Annotated in this window: 18 protein-coding genes, 1 tRNA gene and 2 riboswitches; of the genes, 8 read left to right on the top strand and 11 right to left on the bottom strand. The window is 64.3% G+C overall.

Features of this window, described 5'->3' with window-relative positions; genetic code table 11:
* Window positions 1-139 precede the first annotated feature (139 nt).
* The 6 genes from BJ994_RS02060 to BJ994_RS02035 all read left to right on the top strand — a co-directional run bounded on the left by BJ994_RS02060 (window position 140) and on the right by BJ994_RS02035 (window position 3,967).
* On the top strand, window positions 140-760 hold the full coding sequence (locus tag BJ994_RS02060) for a hypothetical protein (RefSeq protein ID WP_167990948.1): 621 nt from the start codon (window positions 140-142) through the stop codon (window positions 758-760).
* A 38-nt stretch (window positions 761-798) separates the two neighbouring features.
* Window positions 799-872, top strand: a tRNA-Arg gene (locus BJ994_RS02055).
* A 61-nt stretch (window positions 873-933) separates the two neighbouring features.
* Window positions 934-1,833, top strand: a complete 900-nt coding sequence (locus BJ994_RS02050) for a hypothetical protein (protein ID WP_167990946.1) — start codon at window positions 934-936, stop codon at window positions 1,831-1,833.
* Window positions 1,830-3,344: a hypothetical protein gene (locus tag BJ994_RS02045; RefSeq protein ID WP_167990944.1), complete on the top strand. Its 1,515-nt coding sequence runs from the start codon at window positions 1,830-1,832 to the stop codon at window positions 3,342-3,344. Before BJ994_RS02050 ends, BJ994_RS02045 begins: the two co-directional genes overlap by 4 nt.
* Entirely contained in the window at window positions 3,344-3,730 is a 387-nt protein-coding gene (locus BJ994_RS02040; RefSeq protein ID WP_167990942.1) for a hypothetical protein, read from the top strand. The genes BJ994_RS02045 and BJ994_RS02040 overlap by 1 nt, the downstream gene beginning before the upstream one ends.
* 9 nt (window positions 3,731-3,739) lie before the next feature.
* Window positions 3,740-3,967 carry a hypothetical protein gene (locus tag BJ994_RS02035; protein WP_167990940.1) on the top strand — a complete coding sequence of 76 codons (228 nt, stop codon included), beginning with the start codon at window positions 3,740-3,742 and terminating at the stop codon, window positions 3,965-3,967.
* Here the strand turns inward: BJ994_RS02035 and yczR are convergent.
* On the bottom strand, window positions 3,946-5,361 hold the full coding sequence (yczR, locus tag BJ994_RS02030) for a MocR-like transcription factor YczR (protein ID WP_167990938.1): 1,416 nt from the start codon (window positions 5,359-5,361) through the stop codon (window positions 3,946-3,948). The two genes, BJ994_RS02035 and yczR, sit on opposite strands and share 22 nt — an antisense overlap.
* A 61-nt stretch (window positions 5,362-5,422) precedes the next feature.
* Here yczR and yczE point away from each other — a divergent pair, with 61 nt between their 5' ends.
* A complete protein-coding gene (gene yczE, locus BJ994_RS02025; protein WP_167990935.1) occupies window positions 5,423-6,064 on the top strand; it encodes a membrane protein YczE in 642 nt (213 codons plus the stop codon).
* Here yczE and BJ994_RS02020 read toward each other — a convergent pair.
* Together BJ994_RS02020 and fdhD are read right to left on the bottom strand one after the other, a co-directional pair.
* Window positions 6,054-7,970 carry an ABC transporter ATP-binding protein gene (locus tag BJ994_RS02020; RefSeq protein ID WP_167990933.1) on the bottom strand — a complete coding sequence of 639 codons (1,917 nt, stop codon included), beginning with the start codon at window positions 7,968-7,970 and terminating at the stop codon, window positions 6,054-6,056. The two genes, yczE and BJ994_RS02020, sit on opposite strands and share 11 nt — an antisense overlap.
* A 109-nt stretch (window positions 7,971-8,079) precedes the next feature.
* The gene (gene fdhD, locus BJ994_RS02015; protein WP_167990930.1) at window positions 8,080-8,910 is read right to left on the bottom strand and encodes a formate dehydrogenase accessory sulfurtransferase FdhD; all 831 of its coding nucleotides are present in this window, start codon (window positions 8,908-8,910) and stop codon (window positions 8,080-8,082) included.
* A gap of 63 nt (window positions 8,911-8,973) precedes the next feature.
* Between fdhD and BJ994_RS02010 the strand changes: the two genes are divergently transcribed.
* Window positions 8,974-11,301: an FdhF/YdeP family oxidoreductase gene (locus BJ994_RS02010; protein WP_167990928.1), complete on the top strand. Its 2,328-nt coding sequence runs from the start codon at window positions 8,974-8,976 to the stop codon at window positions 11,299-11,301.
* A 96-nt stretch (window positions 11,302-11,397) separates the two neighbouring features.
* Here BJ994_RS02010 and BJ994_RS02005 read toward each other — a convergent pair whose 3' ends face one another.
* The 8 genes from BJ994_RS02005 to BJ994_RS01970 all read right to left on the bottom strand — a co-directional run bounded on the left by BJ994_RS02005 (window position 11,398) and on the right by BJ994_RS01970 (window position 18,269).
* A complete protein-coding gene (locus tag BJ994_RS02005) occupies window positions 11,398-12,651 on the bottom strand; it encodes a molybdopterin-binding protein (RefSeq protein ID WP_167990926.1) in 1,254 nt (417 codons plus the stop codon).
* Window positions 12,648-12,932: a DUF6457 domain-containing protein gene (locus tag BJ994_RS02000; protein ID WP_167990923.1), complete on the bottom strand. Its 285-nt coding sequence runs from the start codon at window positions 12,930-12,932 to the stop codon at window positions 12,648-12,650. The genes BJ994_RS02005 and BJ994_RS02000 overlap by 4 nt, the downstream gene beginning before the upstream one ends.
* 13 nt (window positions 12,933-12,945) lie before the next feature.
* On the bottom strand, window positions 12,946-13,563 hold the full coding sequence (gene mobA / locus BJ994_RS01995; RefSeq protein ID WP_342450222.1) for a molybdenum cofactor guanylyltransferase: 618 nt from the start codon (window positions 13,561-13,563) through the stop codon (window positions 12,946-12,948).
* Window positions 13,560-14,060 (bottom strand): HNH endonuclease, encoded by a 501-nt coding sequence (locus tag BJ994_RS01990; RefSeq protein ID WP_167990921.1) that lies wholly within the window; start codon window positions 14,058-14,060, stop codon window positions 13,560-13,562. Before BJ994_RS01990 ends, mobA begins: the two co-directional genes overlap by 4 nt.
* A gap of 176 nt (window positions 14,061-14,236) precedes the next feature.
* Window positions 14,237-15,046 (bottom strand): NlpC/P60 family protein, encoded by an 810-nt coding sequence (locus BJ994_RS01985; RefSeq protein WP_167990919.1) that lies wholly within the window; start codon window positions 15,044-15,046, stop codon window positions 14,237-14,239.
* A 27-nt stretch (window positions 15,047-15,073) separates the two neighbouring features.
* Window positions 15,074-15,850, bottom strand: coding sequence for an NlpC/P60 family protein (locus BJ994_RS01980; protein WP_167990916.1), 777 nt, complete (start codon window positions 15,848-15,850; stop codon window positions 15,074-15,076).
* 5 nt (window positions 15,851-15,855) lie between these two features.
* A riboswitch (cyclic di-AMP (ydaO/yuaA leader) is annotated at window positions 15,856-16,014 on the bottom strand.
* A gap of 156 nt (window positions 16,015-16,170) precedes the next feature.
* Entirely contained in the window at window positions 16,171-17,262 is a 1,092-nt protein-coding gene (locus BJ994_RS01975; protein ID WP_245192225.1) for a M23 family metallopeptidase, read from the bottom strand.
* Window positions 17,263-17,264: 2 nt separating this feature from the next.
* Window positions 17,265-17,436: riboswitch (cyclic di-AMP (ydaO/yuaA leader) on the bottom strand.
* A gap of 134 nt (window positions 17,437-17,570) precedes the next feature.
* Window positions 17,571-18,269 (bottom strand): iron-dependent transcriptional repressor DtxR, encoded by a 699-nt coding sequence (locus tag BJ994_RS01970; protein ID WP_167990914.1) that lies wholly within the window; start codon window positions 18,267-18,269, stop codon window positions 17,571-17,573.
* Window positions 18,270-18,422 lie beyond the last annotated feature (153 nt).

Here is an 18,422-nt window from a genome sequence, read left to right as displayed (position 1 = left end):
CATTCGTTAAAGAGAACCCGCTCCGCTCTGTGATTGCAATCACAGAGCGGCTTCTTCATTTATCGTGATGAAATTGAGATCAAATTCGTACTAGATTTTCCTGAACGGCTACAGGATGATATCGGGCTAGCATGGACGTATGGGCAAGACGAAGGCGCAGATCGCACGCAAGCACGGACCAGCAGCAGCGGGCCTGCCTGTTGCGGCCGCTGGGGAACGGAAAGAGGCACCCCGCGCCAACGGCAACCTCATTCTCATCCCTGCCATCGCGGCCGCACTCTTCCTGTTCTGGTACTTCCATCTGCTGACGCTCTCGCAAATGACCCAGCTATCCGGTGGACTGACAATGCCGGACATGCTGTTCGGCGGATACGACGCGAACTACATAACCGGGCTCCAATCAGCCATGAGCGCGGACGCGCTCGGGCAGTTGAGCTACGTGCACAAGACCGCTGGAACACTTTTCCCGCTCATCTTCGGGCTCGCCTGGCTGCTGCTCATCCAGCTCAACGCCGGGCGGCGGAAGCTCCGCTGGATTCTGTGGACTCCGGTGCTGCTGTTCGTCGTCGTGGATCTGTGGGAGAACATCGCAATCGATTCGCTTCTTGCGGCTTCCTCGCCCGACGGCGGTGCCCTCGCCCTTGCATCAACACTTACGGTGTCGCGCTGGGTACTGTTCGGGGTGTGCTGTGTGGCTGGACTCCTCGCGGTGCTGCTTCCTCGCGCTGTGCGGACCAACAGTCCGAAGACGGTAAGCTAGTACCGCTTGCGATTCAGGTTGCGTTCTGCGCAGCACCCGCCTCTGTAGCTCAGTAGGATAGAGCGTCCCTCTCCTAAAGGGAAGGTCGTCGGTTCGATTCCGGCCAGGGGCACTTCCAGGATGGACAGCCCTCCCCATCGTGCCCTCATCCCCGGAGGGCTAGGTTGATTCTCATGGGGACATTCACTTCGGTGCCGGGGCCAACTCGGATCATCCGGATCTCGGACATTGCGTGGTCAGTAGCCGTTGACGCCGCGTCCCAGAAGCTCGCAGCGCACGACGGCGACGATAATGCGGCGAATACCCCGAGCACTACAGCGGCCCTTTCCCAGGAAACCGTGAATCTCGCATGGGCCGAACTGCGCACGGCGGGCATCGCGCGCGGCGACGCGATCACTGACGCCTGGCTCGGCGCAATCAACCTCATCCTCTCCCCCGACACCCTGATTCGACTGACCGCCGAATACAACGGGCTCTCAGGCCACAGCGACCTGAGCATCACGGGCAGCCGTGGCGCGTGCGTCTACCGCCGCCGCACCATCGAAACCCTGCCCAACGGCGGGACCCGCATCACCGGACGCGAATCCGGCGTCGAAATCAGCCTGTTCAACGCTGCACAGTTCTGGGGAAGCGCCGTGCGCGTCCTTCCACCGCTGGAGGAGCTTCGCGCCGACGCCGCCAACGCCGGGTACGTGATCGGTGAGGATCCCGTCGTAGTCCCGAGCGAGGTCTCCGCCGCGCTGGCGGCGCACCTGCAGCAAACACCCGACGACGACGGCGGGTTGGCTGCCGCGCTGACCGGACTCGGCGCCCCCGCGGAACTGACCGACGTCGTCGTTCATCAGACTGCGTCCGTGACGGCGACCCTGGAAACCCCGGCGGACGTACGGGTACTTGCCTGGGCCGGCATGTGGTCGCTCGCGAACGGTCAGCTGTACTCGATCCGGGCCCGCGCCGACGAGGGCGCAGTCACGTTGACCCGGGTCCAACCTGGCCATGTGGCTCGTGAGTTGTCCTTCGCCCTGGTGGGTGCGTATGACTTTGCTGGATCGGCTCAGGGGTCGCAGGCATGAGCGCCATGCTGGGAATGGACCCTGCCCAGGTGCGGGATCTTGCCCGCGCGTTGGATTCCGCCGCAGGGAACATTGAACTGATCGGCGCCCAGGTGACCGGCACTATTTCCACCATTCCCTGGGAGGGTGGAGACGCCGATGGGTTCCGGTCTGCCTGGAACGGGAGTCGCCGGTTGGCCTTGATCCGCATCTCGGATCAATTGCGGGAGCATGCGCAGGTTGCCCTGGAGAACGCTGACGCACAGCACCGCACCAGCGATGAGCTTCAGGGGCGGGCTAGCGCTGGTCCCGGCTCCGTTTCTGAAGACCAACCGCAATTTTGGGACGAGCTCTGGGATGCGGCGGGAGGCCTCTGGGGCGGGACGGGTGACGCCTTCGACAGCGCGGTGGACACCGTGGGCGACCGCGTTCAGGACGTGTCCGGATGGGTTGAGGACGGCCTGGCTTGGGTCGCCGCGGACATAGACCTTCGGATGGACAACCTCGGTGACGCCTACGAAAGTTCGTTCGAGCACTCGTTCCACGCAGCCAGCATGTTCCGCAGTTTCCGGAACGGCGAACCGCCCTCGGTCACTGAAGCGGTCGCCACTTCGCTCCTTCTCTACGGAGGCTCCGTCAATTTCGCCGGAACGCTTCTGACCGGCGGAGCGTACAATCCACGGCTCTTCGATGATGGAAGCGCATGGGCTGGCGAACCTATCCCGGTGCCGGTTGAAGCGGACGGAGCTAAACCCTCAGAGTTTGGACACCTGCCCACTCATGTGCCAAGCAGCTTGCAGGAAATTGCCCGAAACACCGTCAGAGCCTACGGCGATGCGGATGTACCGCGCACGAATGATGGTGCGGTTCGAATTACGAGAGTCATCAGCGACGGGAAACCCGCCTATATCGTGGACATCCCGGGTACACAGGAGTGGTTCCGCACCGGGGAGCCAGCAATGGACGTCACCGGCAACGTGGTTGTGGCCTCAGGGCAGCTTTCCACCGGTTCACACGCGGTAAGCCTGGCGATGGAACAGGCAGGCATTTCACCGAACGATCCGGTCATGCTGTCGGGCCACTCGCAGGGTGGCATGATCGCGGCTACGTTGATCGGTGACTCAGGATTCATGGAGAAGTTCAACGTCACCAATGTGATGACGTTTGGTTCGCCCATCGACACGAATCACTTTCCGAGTGACGTGGATGCGATCGGATTCCAACACGAAGCCGACGTCGTGCCGCGACTGGATCTTGGTGGCCTGCTGACGAGTGATGGGCAATCGCCGGTTGGTGCCGCAGAAGTGATGCTGAACGGGGTTCCTGAAGTGGCGTTACCCAACCCCTCCAATCTTCTGGACGTACCGGGAAACCATCTCGCTGGTGCATACGCTGAATCGATCGGGGCCGCTGAGCAGGATCCTTCTGGACTCGCTTACCAGTATGCCGCGATGCTGTCGACTAAAGTCTTCCTGACTGCTGATCCCACGGAGGTAAATTCCTGGGTCATCCCCATCGAAAGGAGGCACTGATGTCGAAATCGCGGCTCCTGCTCCTCCTATTGCTGTGCATGGTCACTCTCGTTACAACCGGCTGCTTCGGTGAGTCGCGGGAGGATAGGTATGCAGAAGCGATCGCCAGCATCGAGGGGGTGGACAGCCAATCGGTCAGCTATTCGAACCATGCAGGCATGAGTAGCACGACACGGATCGAGATTGCTACCTCTACTAACGACAGCCAGGAACTGCTTCGCATCCTGGAAGATAGTTTGAAAGCGTTCGCCGCCGAAACCGATGACGAATCAACCGACTTGAGCTACGTCGTGTACTCGCAAGATCGGTCCGTCTACGTCACTCCCAGCGATCTCAGTCCGGACCTCGATTTCTTGAACGACATCCGCAACTACTTCGACCTGTAACCAACGCCAGTGCATTCCGATACCGCCCTTCGCGCCTTCCTCCCGGGAACCTGGGACGTCAGCCGCACCCTGGAGGACCTGGATTCAGCACCGCCGGTACCTTCACCGGTGCCGCGACTTTCGCCCAGAACGACGACGACGGCGCACTTCTCCTGGCTGGTGACCGGACCGAACAAGAATCTGCGGCTGACAACCCGGCTTGCGAGGCGGCCCGGTCAGACCACTTCAGCCAGATAGCCGGTTTCCGAAGGCTGCGCGAGCGGCAGCGCTTTCCAACACCGCGCAAGAATGTCAACGGCGCGTTCCGTCTGCTCCTCCGGGTAACTGAATGGAATGCGCAGGAACCGCTCAAACGCACCATCGAGCCCGAAGCGCGGCCCGGCGGCCAGCAACAGGCCTTCGTTCCGTGCAGCCAGGGTGAGTTGCGAACTCACGGGCTGACCGAGCCCCACCCAGAGAGCGAGCCCACCCCTCACCCCTGGAACGTCCCAGCCTGGTAGCCGATCCCTGAGCAGCGAAGCCAGTTGGTCACGTCCTTCGCGCAGCCGGCGCCCGCGTTCGGCAAGGATGGACTCGTACTGTCCGAGCACATCGGCTGCGATCAGCTGTTCAAGGATGGGCGTACCGAGGTCGTGGGAAAAGCGGGCCCGCACCAGCCGCTGGACCAGGTCCGGCTCCGCCCGAATCCAGCCGATGCGAAGCCCGCCCCACACGGTCTTGCCCAGCGAACCTATCAGCACGGCGGGCCCATAGGCGGCCAGCGGAAGGGGGCGGGCGCCGTCGTCGTCGATTGCCAGCTCGGCCATCGTCTCATCCGCCACAACAACGGTGCCGTGCTTCGAAGCGGTCCGCAGGAGTTCGGTTCGTTGCTCTGAACCCATGGTGCACCCGGTGGGGTTCTGGAAATCCGGCATCACGTAGGCGAGCGCCGGATGGGTGCGTGCGAAGGCCTGCCGGAGGGCATCCTCGTCCCAGCCGCCGGAGGTAGTGACGTTCACCGGCACCAGCCTCCTGGCGGCCGACCGCAGCGCTTCGTAGGCGTGGGGATAGCTGGGCGTCTCGACGACGGCGGTATCGCTGCGGTCGAGGATTACCCGGGAGAGGAGCGCGATTGCATGTTGCGCACCGATCGTCACCATCACCTGTGCGGGGTCGGTGGGCAGGCCGCGTGCGGCATAGCGGTCGGCGATGGCCTGCCGGAGCTGGGGCAAACCGACGGGATCGTAACCCGGGCTACCCAGGAACGTGGGAAGCGAAGCGGCGGCCCGGGTTGCAGCATCCGCCAGTTGGTGCGCGGCAGGTAGCGCGGCCTTGCTGAAATCGAGCAGTCCCTGGCCCGGAAGCTCCGCCGCCACTGGTTCGCCGGCAGGCAGCATCGCAACGCTGCCTGACCCGCGGGTGCTCGAAAGGTACCCCGCATCGCGCAGACGGGCGAACGTGGCCGAAACAGTGGTCCGGCTCAGGTGCAACTGCTGCGCAAGTTCGCGTTCAGCCGGGAGCCTGGTCCCAATCGGAATCCGTCCATCGAGGATGAGCAGGCGAACACGATCCGCGAGTGCACTGTAAGCGGGAGCGGTGCCACGCCACTCAGCGAGTAGCATGTCCAACCTGCGAGCCGAGAGTGTCTGCATCAGGCCAGTTTATTCGAATTGGCATCTTGTGGGAAGGCCAATTGAGCAGTTCACTGGAAGTATGTCCCTTCTTCTCGTGCGCCGCGTGGTGCAGCTTCTGCTCGGCCTCTTCCTGTACGGCTTCTCGATCGGCATGATGATCCGAGCCGGGATCGGTGTCTCACCGTGGGATGTCCTTGGCCAGGGCGTTTCGCTGCAGAGCGGCATCCCGTTTGGACTGACCACCAACCTGATTGGCCTGGCGGTCCTGTTGCTGTGGATTCCCATCCGGCAGAAGCCGGGTGTTGGGACTGTTCTGAACGTCCTGCTCGTCGGGCCGAGCGCTGAGGTGGCTCTCGCCGTCGTTCCTCAGCAAACCGAGCTGTGGGTGCAGGTTCTCCTCTTCACTGCAGGGCTGCTGCTCCTCGCGGTAGCTACCGGCCTCTACATCGGGGCCCGGATGGGGCCAGGCCCACGAGATGGACTCATGACCGGCATCAATCACCGGTGGGGGTGGGCCATTTGGAAGGTGCGCACCGGGATCGAGGTCTCAGTGCTCGCCCTCGGCTGGGTGCTGGGCGGAACCGTGGGTGTTGGCACCGTCGCCTTCGCGCTCCTGGTGGGCCCGCTGGTGAACATCACGCTCCCCCGGTTGCGGGTACCGGAGGAGCGTAAGGAGCCAAAGCTCGACGGCGAAGGGGCACCGACCACCACTACTCCGTGAGGGCTGCGTCGAGCGACTCCGGCAGCTCATCCGGGGCAACTGCCTTCTGGACGGCGAACTGCGTGCGATGCAGCTCCGCGTAGCGGCCGTCACGGGTAAGCAGTTCATCATGGGTTCCCCGCTCCGCAATGCGTCCCTCCTCGATCACCAGGATCTGGTCCGCACTACGAATGGTTGACAGCCTGTGGGCGATCACAAGCGCGGTCCGTCCCTCCAGCGCTTCGCTCAGGGCGGCCTGCACCGCTGCCTCCGAGGTTGAATCCAGCGCAGCGGTGGCCTCATCCAGGATCACAACGCGGGGCTGGGCCAGCAGCAGCCGGGCGATCGTCATGCGCTGGCGTTCACCGCCGGACAACCGGTAGCCCCGCTCCCCAACCATGGTGTCCAATTGATCGGGTAGCGCCCTGATCAGGGTTTCCAGGCGGGCCCGGCGTACGGCGTCCCACACCTCTTCATCCGTGGCGCCGGGGCGCGCCAGCCGGAGGTTGGCACCGATGGTTTCGTGGAACAGATGGCCGTCCTGGGTCACCATTCCGAGCGTGTGCCGCATGGACTCGAACGTCACATCGCGAACGTCCTTCCCGCCAATGCGAACCGCGCCTTCGTCGACGTCGTACAGCCGGGCCAGCAGCTGGGCGATGGTGGACTTCCCAGCGCCCGAGGTGCCCACCAGCGCCACGGTCTGGCCGGGTTCTATCCGGAAATCGATGCCGTGCAGCACCTCTTCACCGCCGCGGGTGTCCAGTATTGCCACTTCCTCAAGGGAGGCCAGCGAGACCTTGTCCGCAGACGGGTAGCCAAACCGGACGTCGTCGAACTCAACGGCAACTGGACCGGCTGGAATGGTGCCGGCGTCGGGCTTTTCCTTGATGAGTGGGTCCAGGTCCAGCACCTCGAACACCCGCTCGAAGCTCACCAGCGCACTCATGATCTCCACGCGTGCGTTGGCCAGCGAGGTCAACGGGGCGTAAAGCCGCGTGAGCAGGAGCGCGAGGGTCACCACCTCGCCGGTGTCCAGCGCTCTGCCCAGGGCAAGCGTTCCGCCGAGCCCGTACACGAGCGCCAGCGCAAGCGCAGAAACGAGCATCAGCGCCGAGAAGAACACGAACTGCAGCATCGCGGTACGGACGCCGATGTCCCGAACGCGGGCAGCCCGGACCCGGAACTCATCCGATTCCTCATCGGGACGACCGAAGAGCTTCACCAGCGTGGCGCCCGGCGCCGAGAACCGCTCCGTCATCTGCGTGCTCATGGTCGAGTTGTAGTCCGCCGCCTCACGCCGCAGCGACGCCAGCCGTCGCCCCATCCGCCGGGCGGGCAGCAGAAAGATCGGCAACATGATGATTGCAAGGACCGTCACCAGAACGGACGTGCTGAGCATGACAATCAGGGTGAGGATCAGCGCCACCAGGTTGCTGACCACCCCGGAGAGCGTTCCGCTGAACGCCTGCTGCGCGCCGATCACGTCATTATTCAGCCGGCTCACCAGCGCGCCGGTTCGGGTCCGCGTGAAGAACGCAATTGGCATCTTCTGCACATGGTCGAACACCGCCGTGCGCAGGTCGAGGATCACTCCCTCACCGATCCGCGAGGAGTACCAACGGGTGGCCAGGCCGACCGCAGTATCTGCAATCGCAACGAGCGCAATAACGACGGCGAGCCACACAATGGTCTCCACGCCGGTTCCGGCGATGATCGCATCGACCACCTGCCCCGCAAGTACCGGGGTGGCAACTGCCAGGAAAGCGGAGACCACCGAAAGCACAATGAACAGCACCAGCTTGAACTTGTACGGCACGGCGAAAGAGAGGATCCGCTTCAGCGTCTCCTTCGAAAACTTGTTGTTACCGTTCTTGGCGGAGGAGATCCGGTAAAGGGAACTCCAGGCCGCGCCTTCCATGCTCATGGATCGCCTCCCGTTAGTCGCTCTCAACCATAGGACCCGTCACGGACAGTTTCGGTCCGCTGGGTGGAAAAGGCGCCTTCCTTCTGAAGCAACCCCGGCTGGGCATCGCCTATTCCGCGCGGATGCGGTGAGAATGCGCGTAACAGTTGAGCGTATTTCCACGACTGAAACCCACAAGGGTGATGCCCGTTTTCTCAGCCAGATCAGCCGCCAACGACGACGGCGCACTCACCGCCGCGAGCATCGGCACCCCCGCGAGGTGCGCCTTCTGGACGAGCTCGAACGAGGCGCGGCCTGAAACCTGCAGAATGGTCCCGCACAGCGGCAGATGGCCGGCGCGCAGCGCCCAGCCCACAACCTTGTCGACGGCGTTGTGCCTGCCCACGTCTTCACGGAGGCACAACAGCTCACCATCCCGGCTGAACAGTCCCGCTGCATGGACCCCTCCGGTCCGGTCGAAGAGCTTCTGGCCGGCACGCAGCCGCTCCGGCAGCGAGGCGAGAACCGCGAGATCCACCGCGCCGTCGTCGTCGTGCTTCTCGAAGCGGGCCGACTTCCGCACCGCGTCGATCGACGCCGTCCCGCAAATCCCGCAGGAACTGGAGGTATAGACGTGACGTTCCATCCCGGTGTCCGGGAGCGGAACGTCAGGGCGGAGTTGGGCCTCCACCACGTTGAACGTCTGCTGGCCCTGTTCATCGACGCCTGCGCAGTACCGCAGGCTGATGATCTCGCCCGGCTCGCTGACCACGCCCTCGGAGACGAGGAATCCCGCCACCAGGTCAAAGTCCTCCCCCGGCGTGCGCATCGTGACCGTGAAGGCGCGCGCTCCAAGCCGGATCTCCAGCGGCTCCTCCCCTGCCAGCCGGTCCTCGCGACGGCTCGGCGGGCCGTCAAGCCGGAAGCGCACAATCCGCCGCCGGTCCGTCACTCGCGCCACATCAGCCTCCTTCCTGCTCCTAGAATGAGACTAGTTGACTCCAACACGAGGATGTGAGGGCAAATGGCAACGCGAGCCCCGAAAGACGGCATCAATGAGGCTGGGCTCAAGTCCGCCGCACCGAAGAAGCAGGCGGTGGGCCTGCCCGCAGTGGCGCATGCGCTCAAGATTTCACTGGAGCAGATGGGTCCGGTCCGCAGTGCCCAGACCCTGCTCGCCGTGAATCAGGTCAGCGGCTTCGACTGCCCGGGATGCGCGTGGCCGGAGGGCGAAAACCGGCACCGCGCCGAGTTCTGTGAGAACGGCGCCAAGGCTGTGGCCGAAGAAGCGACCAAGCGGACCGTGCCGCCGTCGTTCTTCGAGCGATTCTCGGTCAGCGACCTGTCGGAGCATGACGACTTTTGGCTCGGCCAGCAGGGCCGCCTCACACACCCGATGCTGCTCGACGACGGCGGCACCCACTACCGCCCGGCCAGCTGGGACGAGGCGTTCGGCATCATCACGGAGGAACTTGAGGCACTTCAGAGCCCCGATGAAGCGGTGTTCTACACATCGGGGCGCACCTCGAACGAAGCGGCATTCCTCTACCAGCTCATGGTCCGCGGGATCGGCACCAACAACCTGCCGGACTGCTCGAACATGTGCCATGAGTCCTCCGGTTCGGCATTGACTCAGACCATCGGCATCGGCAAGGGGTCGGTTTCCCTGGAGGACCTGGAAACCGCGCCGCTCATCCTGATCGCAGGACAAAATCCCGGCACCAACCACCCGCGCATGCTCACGTCCCTCGAGAAGGCCAAGAAGAACGGCGCACAGATCGTCGCGATCAACCCGCTGCCGGAGGCGGGCCTGATGACGTTCGAGAACCCGCAGACGGTCAGCGGTCTGCTCGGTTCCCGGTTCGGAGGCGGCACGCAGCTTGCCGATGACTTCCTGCAGATCCGGATCGGCGGTGACCAGGCGCTTTTCCAGGGCATCGGCAAGCACCTGCTTGAGCGCGAGGAAGCCACCGGAACCGTCTTCGACCACGACTTCATCCGCGAATCCACCCTTGGGCTGGACGAGTACCTGCACCAGCTGCGCACGGTGGAGTGGGACAGCATCCTCGAAGCGACAGGGCTCACCCGCGAACAAATCGTCTCCGTTGCCGAGCGCATGATCGCCGCGAAGGGCACCATTGTCTGCTGGGCTATGGGACTGACCCAGCACAAGCACTCGGTCGCGATGCTCCGCGACGTCGTCAACGTACTTCTCCTGCAGGGCAACATCGGCAAGCCCGGCGCGGGGCTCTGCCCGGTTCGGGGGCACTCGAACGTGCAGGGTGACCGCACGATGGGCATCTTCGAACGGATGCCGCCCGCCTTCCATGACGCCCTCGATGCGCGCTTCAGCTTCTCATCACCGAGAAAACACGGATACGACACCGTGGGCGCAATCCGGGCCATGCGGGATGGAAACGTGCGCGTCTTCATGGCCATGGGCGGCAACTTCGTCCGGGCTACCCCGGATTCCGAGGTTACGGACGCCGCGCTGCGCACCACGCGGCTCACCGTACAGGTGTCCACGAAACTCAACCGTTCCCATCTGATCACCGGCAGGCGGGCGCTCATCCTGCCCGCACTGGGACGCACTGACCGCGACACCCAGGCGTCGGGAGACCAGCGGGTCACGGTCGAAGATTCCATGAGCGCGGTACACGCCTCCCGCGGGCGGCTGACTCCCCCCGGCCCGGAGGTCCGCTCTGAGATCGCGATTGTCTGCGGGCTAGCCGAACACCTGTTCTCCCGCCCGGACAGCCCCTACCGCGCATCCGCTCCGAAGGTTGACTGGCCAGCCCTGCAGGGCAACTACGCGCTGATCCGGGAACACATTGCCGCCGTCATTCCCGGATTCGAGTCCTACGAGAAAAAGATTGACGACGGCGGCTTCATCCTCCCGCACGGGCCCAGGGACAACCGTCACTTCCCCACCGAAACAGGCAAAGCATCCTTCACCGGCAACCAGCTCGAGTACCCGCGCGTCCCCGAGGGGCGGCTGCTGCTGCAGACCCTGCGCTCACACGATCAGTACAACACCACGATCTACGGCAAGGACGATCGCTACCGCGGCATCCGCGGCGGCCGCCGCGTGGTATTCGTCCACGCTGAGGATCTGCGGGAGGCCGGCCTGACGGACGGCTCCATGGTGCATCTTGTGTCAGAGTACGACGACGGCGTGCAGCGCCGGGCGGAGAACTTCCGTGCAGTTGCGTACCCCACTCCGCGCGGTTGCGCGGCAGCGTACTACCCCGAGACCAACGTTCTGGTCCCGTTGGACTCCACCGCCGACGTCAGTGGGACGCCGACGTCGAAATCGGTAGTGATCCGGCTGGAGAAGGCTACCGCGTCGTAACTACCCCAAACTCGCTCCGCTCGTTCGGGGACCCCTCGTTGCTAGCGCGTCACAACTACCCCAAACTCGCTCCGCTCGTTTGGGGACCCCTCGTTGCTAGCTTGACCAGGGCAGCGGCAGCGCTGGGATGTTCTCGTCCTGCTGGCACCCCTGCTCGGGTATTACGAGCACGCCGTCGGCGTCGGCAAGGCCCCGGAGCATCCCCGACCGGTGATGCACGGTGGGCATCGCCCGCCCTTCGCTGTTCCGGTACGGCACGAGCCGCGTCCGGCCGGGCAGTGCACCGAAATCCTCACCGGCAAGCGCCCGCTGCGGCTCAGGGAACGCCGCTCCACGCAATCCGGCCAGGAGCGGGCGCGCCACGGTGAACAAAGCCATCATCGCGGCCAGTGGATTGCCCGGGAGTCCAACGAAGAACCGGCCGTCCTGCAGCTTTGCCAGGAGGGTGGGATGGCCCGGGCGCATGGCGATCCCGTCAATGATGAAATCAGCCTCCAGGACGGTGAGAGCACGGCGGATGTGGTCGGCGTCAGAGGATCCCGTGCCGCCGGTGCTGATCAATACGTCGCCCGATGCCCGGGCCAGGGAGAGCTCGTCCAGCGCTTCCGCGCTGATGGCGGCGACGACGTCGTCGAGGTCGTCGCGTACCCTGGCCACCGTGTCCACGTGCCCGCCGAGCATAGTGACCAGTCCCGGGAGTTGCGGCCCGAAAGTGTCGCGGACCTGCCCGGGCTCGGGAAGGCCTGCCTCAATGACTTCGTCACCGGTCAGCAGGAGTGAAACGCGGGGAGCCCGCAGCACGGGCAGATTGTCATAACCGCATACGGCGGCAAGGGCGATTTGTGCCGGGTTCAGGACGGAACCCGCGGCAATGGCCTCGGTTCCTTCCGGCGCCTCTTCACCCGCCGGCCGGATATGCTCCTGATCGGCAGGTTCGTCCGGCCTGGCCTGATCGTTCCGCGTCAGTGTGCAGCCGCGGACTGCTCCGTGTTCGGTCCGCAGTATCCCGCTGGCACCTGGCGGAACCACGCCACCGGTGAGGATGAAAGTGGCCTCGCCGGGCGCCAGGTCCGCATAGCCGGACGTCTTGTGCGCGTGTACACGCTGCCACGGCCTGTCGTCGACCGGTTCGGGGCTGACCAACTTCCATGGCGGCTCACCCTGCACTGCCCAGCCGTCCATGGCCGAGGATGCGTAATGCGGTATGGGCTGCAACGCAACCACGGGTTCTGCGAGGGTCTGGCCTAGTGCGTCCGAGAGGTTGACCGTTTGCGCGGGCTTGGGCGTCGCCGCGTGGAAAGCCAGCCTTAGCGCCTCTTCCCAGGCGACGTTCCTGCCCGATTTCGTCACTGGCGCTCCCCGTCTTCGGCTGTCGGTGGGCACGCCGCGCCCGCTGCCTCAATGGCCGACCGCTGGGCAGTTGCACTGTCCGCCTGCCCGAACCCCACCGCCATCCCCGCCGCATATCCTGCGATGAATGTGGTCAGCGGAGCCGCAGGCCGGACCACCGAATGCGCGGCTTTCCCGGCAAGAGCCAGGACGGCGTCGACGTCCACCTCCGTTCCGTCGAGTTCGAACATCTCAATGAGCTGCTCACTCCACTGCCGCAGCAGGCGATCCCGATCCTCCATGGTGAACCTTTCGCTATTGGTCCGCGTACGGCTCCTCGATCCCAAGTTCTTGGGCGTCGGACCACGTATCGACGTCGTGGGTTGAGCCCGCGGGGACCTCGACTGCACTCCATTGCACCCTAGCAAGCAGGTGGCGCATGGATAGATTCGTTAACGCCCCGCTATCGACGGCGGATGCAAGGTCACTCCAGCGGTACAGCGCCGCCAGCGGCTGGTCGCGGCCGCCGTCGCGCGCCAGGACCGAGGCACCGGCTTCCCGCGCACCTGTCAGGAGTGCCGGCAATGTCTCGCCGATACGCGGCATGTCGCAGGCGAGCACCAGCAGCCACGGTGCGTGGCTGGACCGCAAGTGTCCGACGGCGGCCGCCACCGCCGCCGCCGGACCTCCGAACGGCGGATCTTCCCGGAGTAGCTCCACACCCCCCGGCATTCCCGGCGTGGACTGCCCGACGACGAGGAGACGGCGGGCGGCCGACGCCGCCTCACAGGTGAGGGCGAGGAGATTCCGGTCACCGATCTGTAGGGATGCTTTCGGGACCCCGCCAAGCCGGGAAGACCGTCCACCACTCAGGATGACCGCGTCGAACAAAAGGGTGTGATCGCGCCCAGGCAGCGGGCCCGGAGCACTCACGCAGCGTTATCGGCGGGAAGGAACTCGCTCCACTGTGGCGAGGGCTTCTCCAGCTCGCGGATCTGCCAGCAGGTACCGCGCGGCGGTCGGGGGACCACCCGCAGCGACCAGCCGAGAGACGCGAGAGTCTTGTCCCCCTTGGCGTTGTTGCAGCGGAGGCAGCAGGCAACGAGATTCTCCCAACTGTCCTCACCCCCGCGGGACCGTGGGACCACGTGGTCGATCGTTGAGGCCGCCTTACCGCAGTAGGCGCATAAGTGGTTATCGCGCCGGAGCACGCCGCGGCGGGTCGCAACGAGATTGTGGCGGTACGGAATCTTCACGTAGCGATTGAGAAGGATGACCGAGGGACGCGAGAGTACTTCGGTGGGGCCCACAACGGGGTCATCTCCTTCAGCGACCACACTGGCCTTCCCCGTGAGCACAAGCACCAGCGCCCGGCGGAAGGTCACCACCGCCAGTGGTTCATATCCAGCATTCAGAACGAGAGTGCGCATGCACATTCCTCTTTGCCGTCCATCCCCTGAAACTTGCGGGACGCCCCTGAAGTTACAGCGAAGGTGCTTCGGATTGACACTGCAAGGGTAAGCCGTCGGCGTAAGGATTCGTCAATCGCAACACGCAAAGAGCCCCCTGCCTGGTGGCAGAGGGCCTTTGGTGTAAAGCTTTTGGACTAGCCTCCGACGCGGATGAATACCGGTCCGGAACCGAGGTTCGCGGGAGCAACAACTGTCTGGTTTCCATTGAAACCGCCGTGTACAGCCTGTCCGCCGCCGATGTACACAGCGATGTGCGCTGCACCCATGCCGCCGTCGGCGTAATAGATGAGGTCCCCGGGGATCGCTTCGGCGGCACTGACAGTGCGTCCGAGCGAAAGGTAGCCTGCAGGCCAACCGTGGAAGTTGATGCCTGCTGCAGCGAGGGCGTTGCTGGCAAGACGGGTGCAGTCCTGGATCACACCGAGCTGGCCCTGGGCTGCTGCTGCGATTGTTGCTGCTACGCCGGAGGAGACCTCGGGAGCAACAGGCGCCGGTGCTTCCGGCAGGACCGCTACGGTTTCGGCAGCAACTTCTACTGCAGCTGCCGGCTCGGAAACGGTAGCCTCAGCCACAACAGCCGGTGCAGCTTCCACGATCTCTTCAGCCTGCAGGGTCACTGCAGGGGTGGCCACCGTGGGTGCGGCAACCGCCTTGACAGCTGCCTTGTTGAACGAAACCTTGGCGTCGGCAGCCGCCTGAACGGGGGCGGTGACGGACTGAATCTCCAGGGTGCTGGTGACTGCGTTGCGCTCGGCGGGCAGTTCTACCGCGTTGGCGGCAACACCGCTGCTGAGAACAAGCCCGGACGCTGCAGCGATGACCGCGGCCTGGCGACCTACTCCGCCGGCATTGTCGCTGACGGCGCGGGCGATGGAGGAAAGGTGGGCCGACCGCTGTACTTCGGCACGGTGGCGCGCAATGGTGGCGCGGGAATTCGGGGTCATGTGTTGAAGCTCCAGGTCGATCTGGTTCTAGCTAACGCGAACGAAGCTGTAGCCGGAGAGGTCGGACAAGTTGTGAAGAGCGGTGTTCATGCCGTTGAAGCCACCGCTAATGACCTGACCGTTGCCGACGTAGATGGCAACGTGGCCGGCTGAAATGACGAGGTCACCGGGCGCGGGCGAGGAGACAACCGAGCCGAATGCGAAGAAGTCACCCGGCGCGATGTCGCCGACGGATTTGCCGATTGAACGCAGTGCGTTCTCAACCATCGCGGTGCAGTCCTGCGACACACCGATCTGGGCGTAAGCCGAACCGACGAGCGCTGCGCCGATTCCACTGGCCGATGGTGCTTCGATGGGCTCAGGAGCCTCAACGGCTGCTTCCTCCACCTCGACCGGTGCTGCCACGGTTGCCTCTACGGCAACAGGCTCAGCGGCCGGGACGGGAGCCGGTGCTTCCTCTACAACATCGGCCTGGACGGCAACAACGGGAGCTACCTCGACGGGAGCAGCGACGGCTTCTACGGCTGCGCGCTCAAAGGTCACTGCCGCATCTGCGGAGGCGCTGACGGGCGCTTCAGTGGAGATGGAGTTCAGAGTCTTGACTGCCTGTGCCGAGCGCTGGGCGTCTGCGGCACCGTGTGCCGGGAGGCCCGCGGTAAGGACGAGGCCGGAAGCTGCGACGATAACCGCTGCCTGGCGTCCTACGGATCCGGCGTTCGAAGATACAGCCTTCGAGATTGCTGCGAGCGAGTTGGTATGAGCCGGAACCGCGCGATGGCGTCCGAGCGCAGAGCTGTTTGACACGTTAAGTTGCCTCTCCCTACGCCTGCGAGGTGAGCTGTCGGATTCGGATGGGAGTCACCCGGCCGTGGATCCTTTCAGACCCTGCGACTTAACCCCTAGGGCTTCTTTCGAAGCCCGCAATTGGTTCCCCCGCCCCTGCCATGCGATTGTTGCGAACGGACCTCGTGCAGTGGCAGAGCTAGGCGATCTGCGCGAGGGTGCCAAACCCCCTGCGATTTGGCACGAGTTAGACGGTACATGAGTTCGGCGGGCATGTCACATTCCGATCACGGAACGGTGTGTCGCCCGTTATAAACGGGGGCGAAACGCGCCCTGGCTTCCTAGAGCCAGCCGAGCGGATCGACGTTTTTCCCGTCGATCATGACTTCAAAGTGCAGATGGCAGCCAGTGGACGCGCCGGTGCTTCCCACGCGCGCGATCGACTGGGCCCGCTGCACTTCCTGCCCCACGGTGACATCAATGGCGGACAGGTGGTTGTACGTGGTCTTGAGTCCGTTGCCGTGTTCGACGACGACGCGGTTGCCGCCGCCATAGGCGTGCCACCCGGCAAAGGTCACGGTTCCGGAAGCAGCGGCCTTCACGGCGGTGCCACACGCTTCGCTCATGTCCTGACCTGTGTGGAGTTCGCCGGCACCGGTGATCGGGCTGATGCGGTTTCCGAAGGGCGAGCTCAGCTGCACGTTATCCAACGGCGCAGAGAGGGAACCCTTGGACTCTGCGGCAACGATATCGCTGCCGGACGCAGACACGATCTCGGCCAGTTTGGCATCAGGATCGAACTTCCCGTGCAGTGCCGCGCGATCAAAGGTCACTTCGGCGCTTGCGGCCGCTTGAACGGGCTTCGCCGCGTCCTGGCTGGTGTGTGCCGCCTGCTGCATCTGGGCAGGTGCGACGGCCGCAGTGGTGGGTAGTGCGACGGTGAGCACCATTCCCGATGCGGCAGCTGCGATGGCTACTTTCTGGCTGAGACCGGTGAAGGAGACATCCCGCCGTGCGGTTGCCGCCTTGCGGCGTCGTTCGCGGCGCTGTGCGTCCCGCGGCTTCATCGGTGTGTCGGGCCCGGTATAGCCGCCGCGGGCGCTTCGGCGAGTGTGCTGCGTGCCCATGCACTCCTGCATGGCAACCCCGGCAATCTCAACTGCCGGCGCCAGGGTAACGGCCGGAGCCGACGGCGTAGTCACAGCCGGAGCCGACGGCACAGTCAGAGCCGGAGCCGCAGGCTTGGAAGCAACACGAGCCGGGTTTGGGGAGATAGCCGAAGCCGGAGCTGGGTCAGGAGCCGGAGCGCTTGTTAAGCCGGCGGCTGCGTGGGCTGCTGCCCGCTCGGCACGTTCACGCCGGTGGGCGTCGCGAGGCCGCGCTTCAGCGAGCGGGGTGCTGGCACGGCGGCGCCCCGAAGCAGTATTCGACAAGGAGACCCTCTCTCATTTTGCCTGCGAAGTTAGCTGTCGGATTCGAGTATGAGAAACTCGGCTCACCCGCGGCCACATCCATGGTTACTGGTGAACTTCACCCCAAGGTCACGGTTAGCCGTGGCCGATTGGTGGGTCCTCCGCCCCTGTCACATGTCTCAGCACAGAATTCGCCGACAGGGTTAGGCATGCGAATTAGGTAACGCTGAAGTATCAACGCCAGTTTTCCACTATAGAGGTGCTAAAGCAAAAGTAACCATTCCGTTATCAACATGTGGATATCTTTCGCCTATTCAGCGGCATCAGACTTAGGGCTGAACGGCGACGAATACATGTGAGGCGACCTCCGGTGGGAGTTCCAGCGCGCCTTCGACGCCTGGCACACGGACAGAGACGTAATCTCCAACCGCCTCCAGTCTCAGCGTTGCGCCGGGGCGCAGTCCGCCCTCATCCAGCTGCGTCAACAGCTCGGGATCAACCTGGATGGGCTCTGCCAGACGCATCAGGGTCACTGTGGAGCCCTGGGCGTAAGTCATCATGGCATCTGTGAGGCTGCTCACGCCCGACGTGAATGCAATGGGCGGCTCGCCGCCGAGGGCCTCAAGACCCGGGATCGGATTGCCGTAAGGCGATTCCCTGGGCTGACCGAGCAGTTCATACAGTCTGCGCTCAACCCGTTCGCTCATGACGTGTTCCCACCGGCAAGCCTCATCATGGACATACGCCCAGTCGAGACCGATGACATCGGCGAGCAGCCGCTCGGCAAGCCGATGCTTTCGCATGACCTCCGTCGCCCTGCGACGCCCAAGTTCGGTGAGTTCCAGGTGGCGGTCACCTGTGACGATCACCAGTCCGTCCCGCTCCATCCGGCCGATTGTCTGGGAAACCGTTGGTCCGGAGTGGCGCAGCCGCTCAGCGATCCGCGCACGCAGTGCAACGATGTTCTCTTCTTCCAGCTCCAGGATGGTCCGCAGGTACATCTCTGTGGTGTCGATGAGGTCCGTCATGCGGGTTCAGCTCCTAGGCCCTGGTGCAGTTTGAGCGTTGATGATCCGGCTGTCTATTTCGGCCCCGGGCCGAGCTGCCGCCTTCATCCGTACGCCTCACAAGGTTAACCCATCGACGCCTGCTCCCATGCTGCGCCCAGGCCCAGCCCGGGT

The sequence above is a fragment of the Arthrobacter pigmenti genome (assembly GCF_011927905.1).
Classification (GTDB): domain Bacteria; phylum Actinomycetota; class Actinomycetes; order Actinomycetales; family Micrococcaceae; genus Arthrobacter_D; species Arthrobacter_D pigmenti.
The sequence above is the reverse complement of the archived record's forward strand: the minus strand, read 5'-3'. Positions and strand labels throughout refer to the sequence as shown.

Bases quoted from the DNA above. Each gene is read 5' to 3' on its own strand.
- BJ994_RS02060 (WP_167990948.1), top strand. From the start codon at position 140: ATGGGCAAGACGAAGGCGCAGATCGCACGCAAGCACGGACCAGCAGCA.
- BJ994_RS02050 (WP_167990946.1), top strand. From the start codon at position 934: ATGGGGACATTCACTTCGGTGCCGGGGCCAACTCGGATCATCCGGATC.
- BJ994_RS02045 (WP_167990944.1), top strand. From the start codon at position 1,830: ATGAGCGCCATGCTGGGAATGGACCCTGCCCAGGTGCGGGATCTTGCC.
- BJ994_RS02040 (WP_167990942.1), top strand. From the start codon at position 3,344: ATGTCGAAATCGCGGCTCCTGCTCCTCCTATTGCTGTGCATGGTCACT.
- yczR (WP_167990938.1), bottom strand. From the start codon at position 5,361: ATGCAGACACTCTCGGCTCGCAGGTTGGACATGCTACTCGCTGAGTGG.
- yczE (WP_167990935.1), top strand. From the start codon at position 5,423: ATGTCCCTTCTTCTCGTGCGCCGCGTGGTGCAGCTTCTGCTCGGCCTC.
- BJ994_RS02020 (WP_167990933.1), bottom strand. From the start codon at position 7,970: ATGAGCATGGAAGGCGCGGCCTGGAGTTCCCTTTACCGGATCTCCTCC.
- BJ994_RS02010 (WP_167990928.1), top strand. From the start codon at position 8,974: ATGGCAACGCGAGCCCCGAAAGACGGCATCAATGAGGCTGGGCTCAAG.
- BJ994_RS02000 (WP_167990923.1), bottom strand. From the start codon at position 12,932: ATGGAGGATCGGGATCGCCTGCTGCGGCAGTGGAGTGAGCAGCTCATT.
- BJ994_RS01990 (WP_167990921.1), bottom strand. From the start codon at position 14,060: ATGCGCACTCTCGTTCTGAATGCTGGATATGAACCACTGGCGGTGGTG.
- BJ994_RS01985 (WP_167990919.1), bottom strand. From the start codon at position 15,046: ATGACCCCGAATTCCCGCGCCACCATTGCGCGCCACCGTGCCGAAGTA.
- BJ994_RS01970 (WP_167990914.1), bottom strand. From the start codon at position 18,269: ATGACGGACCTCATCGACACCACAGAGATGTACCTGCGGACCATCCTG.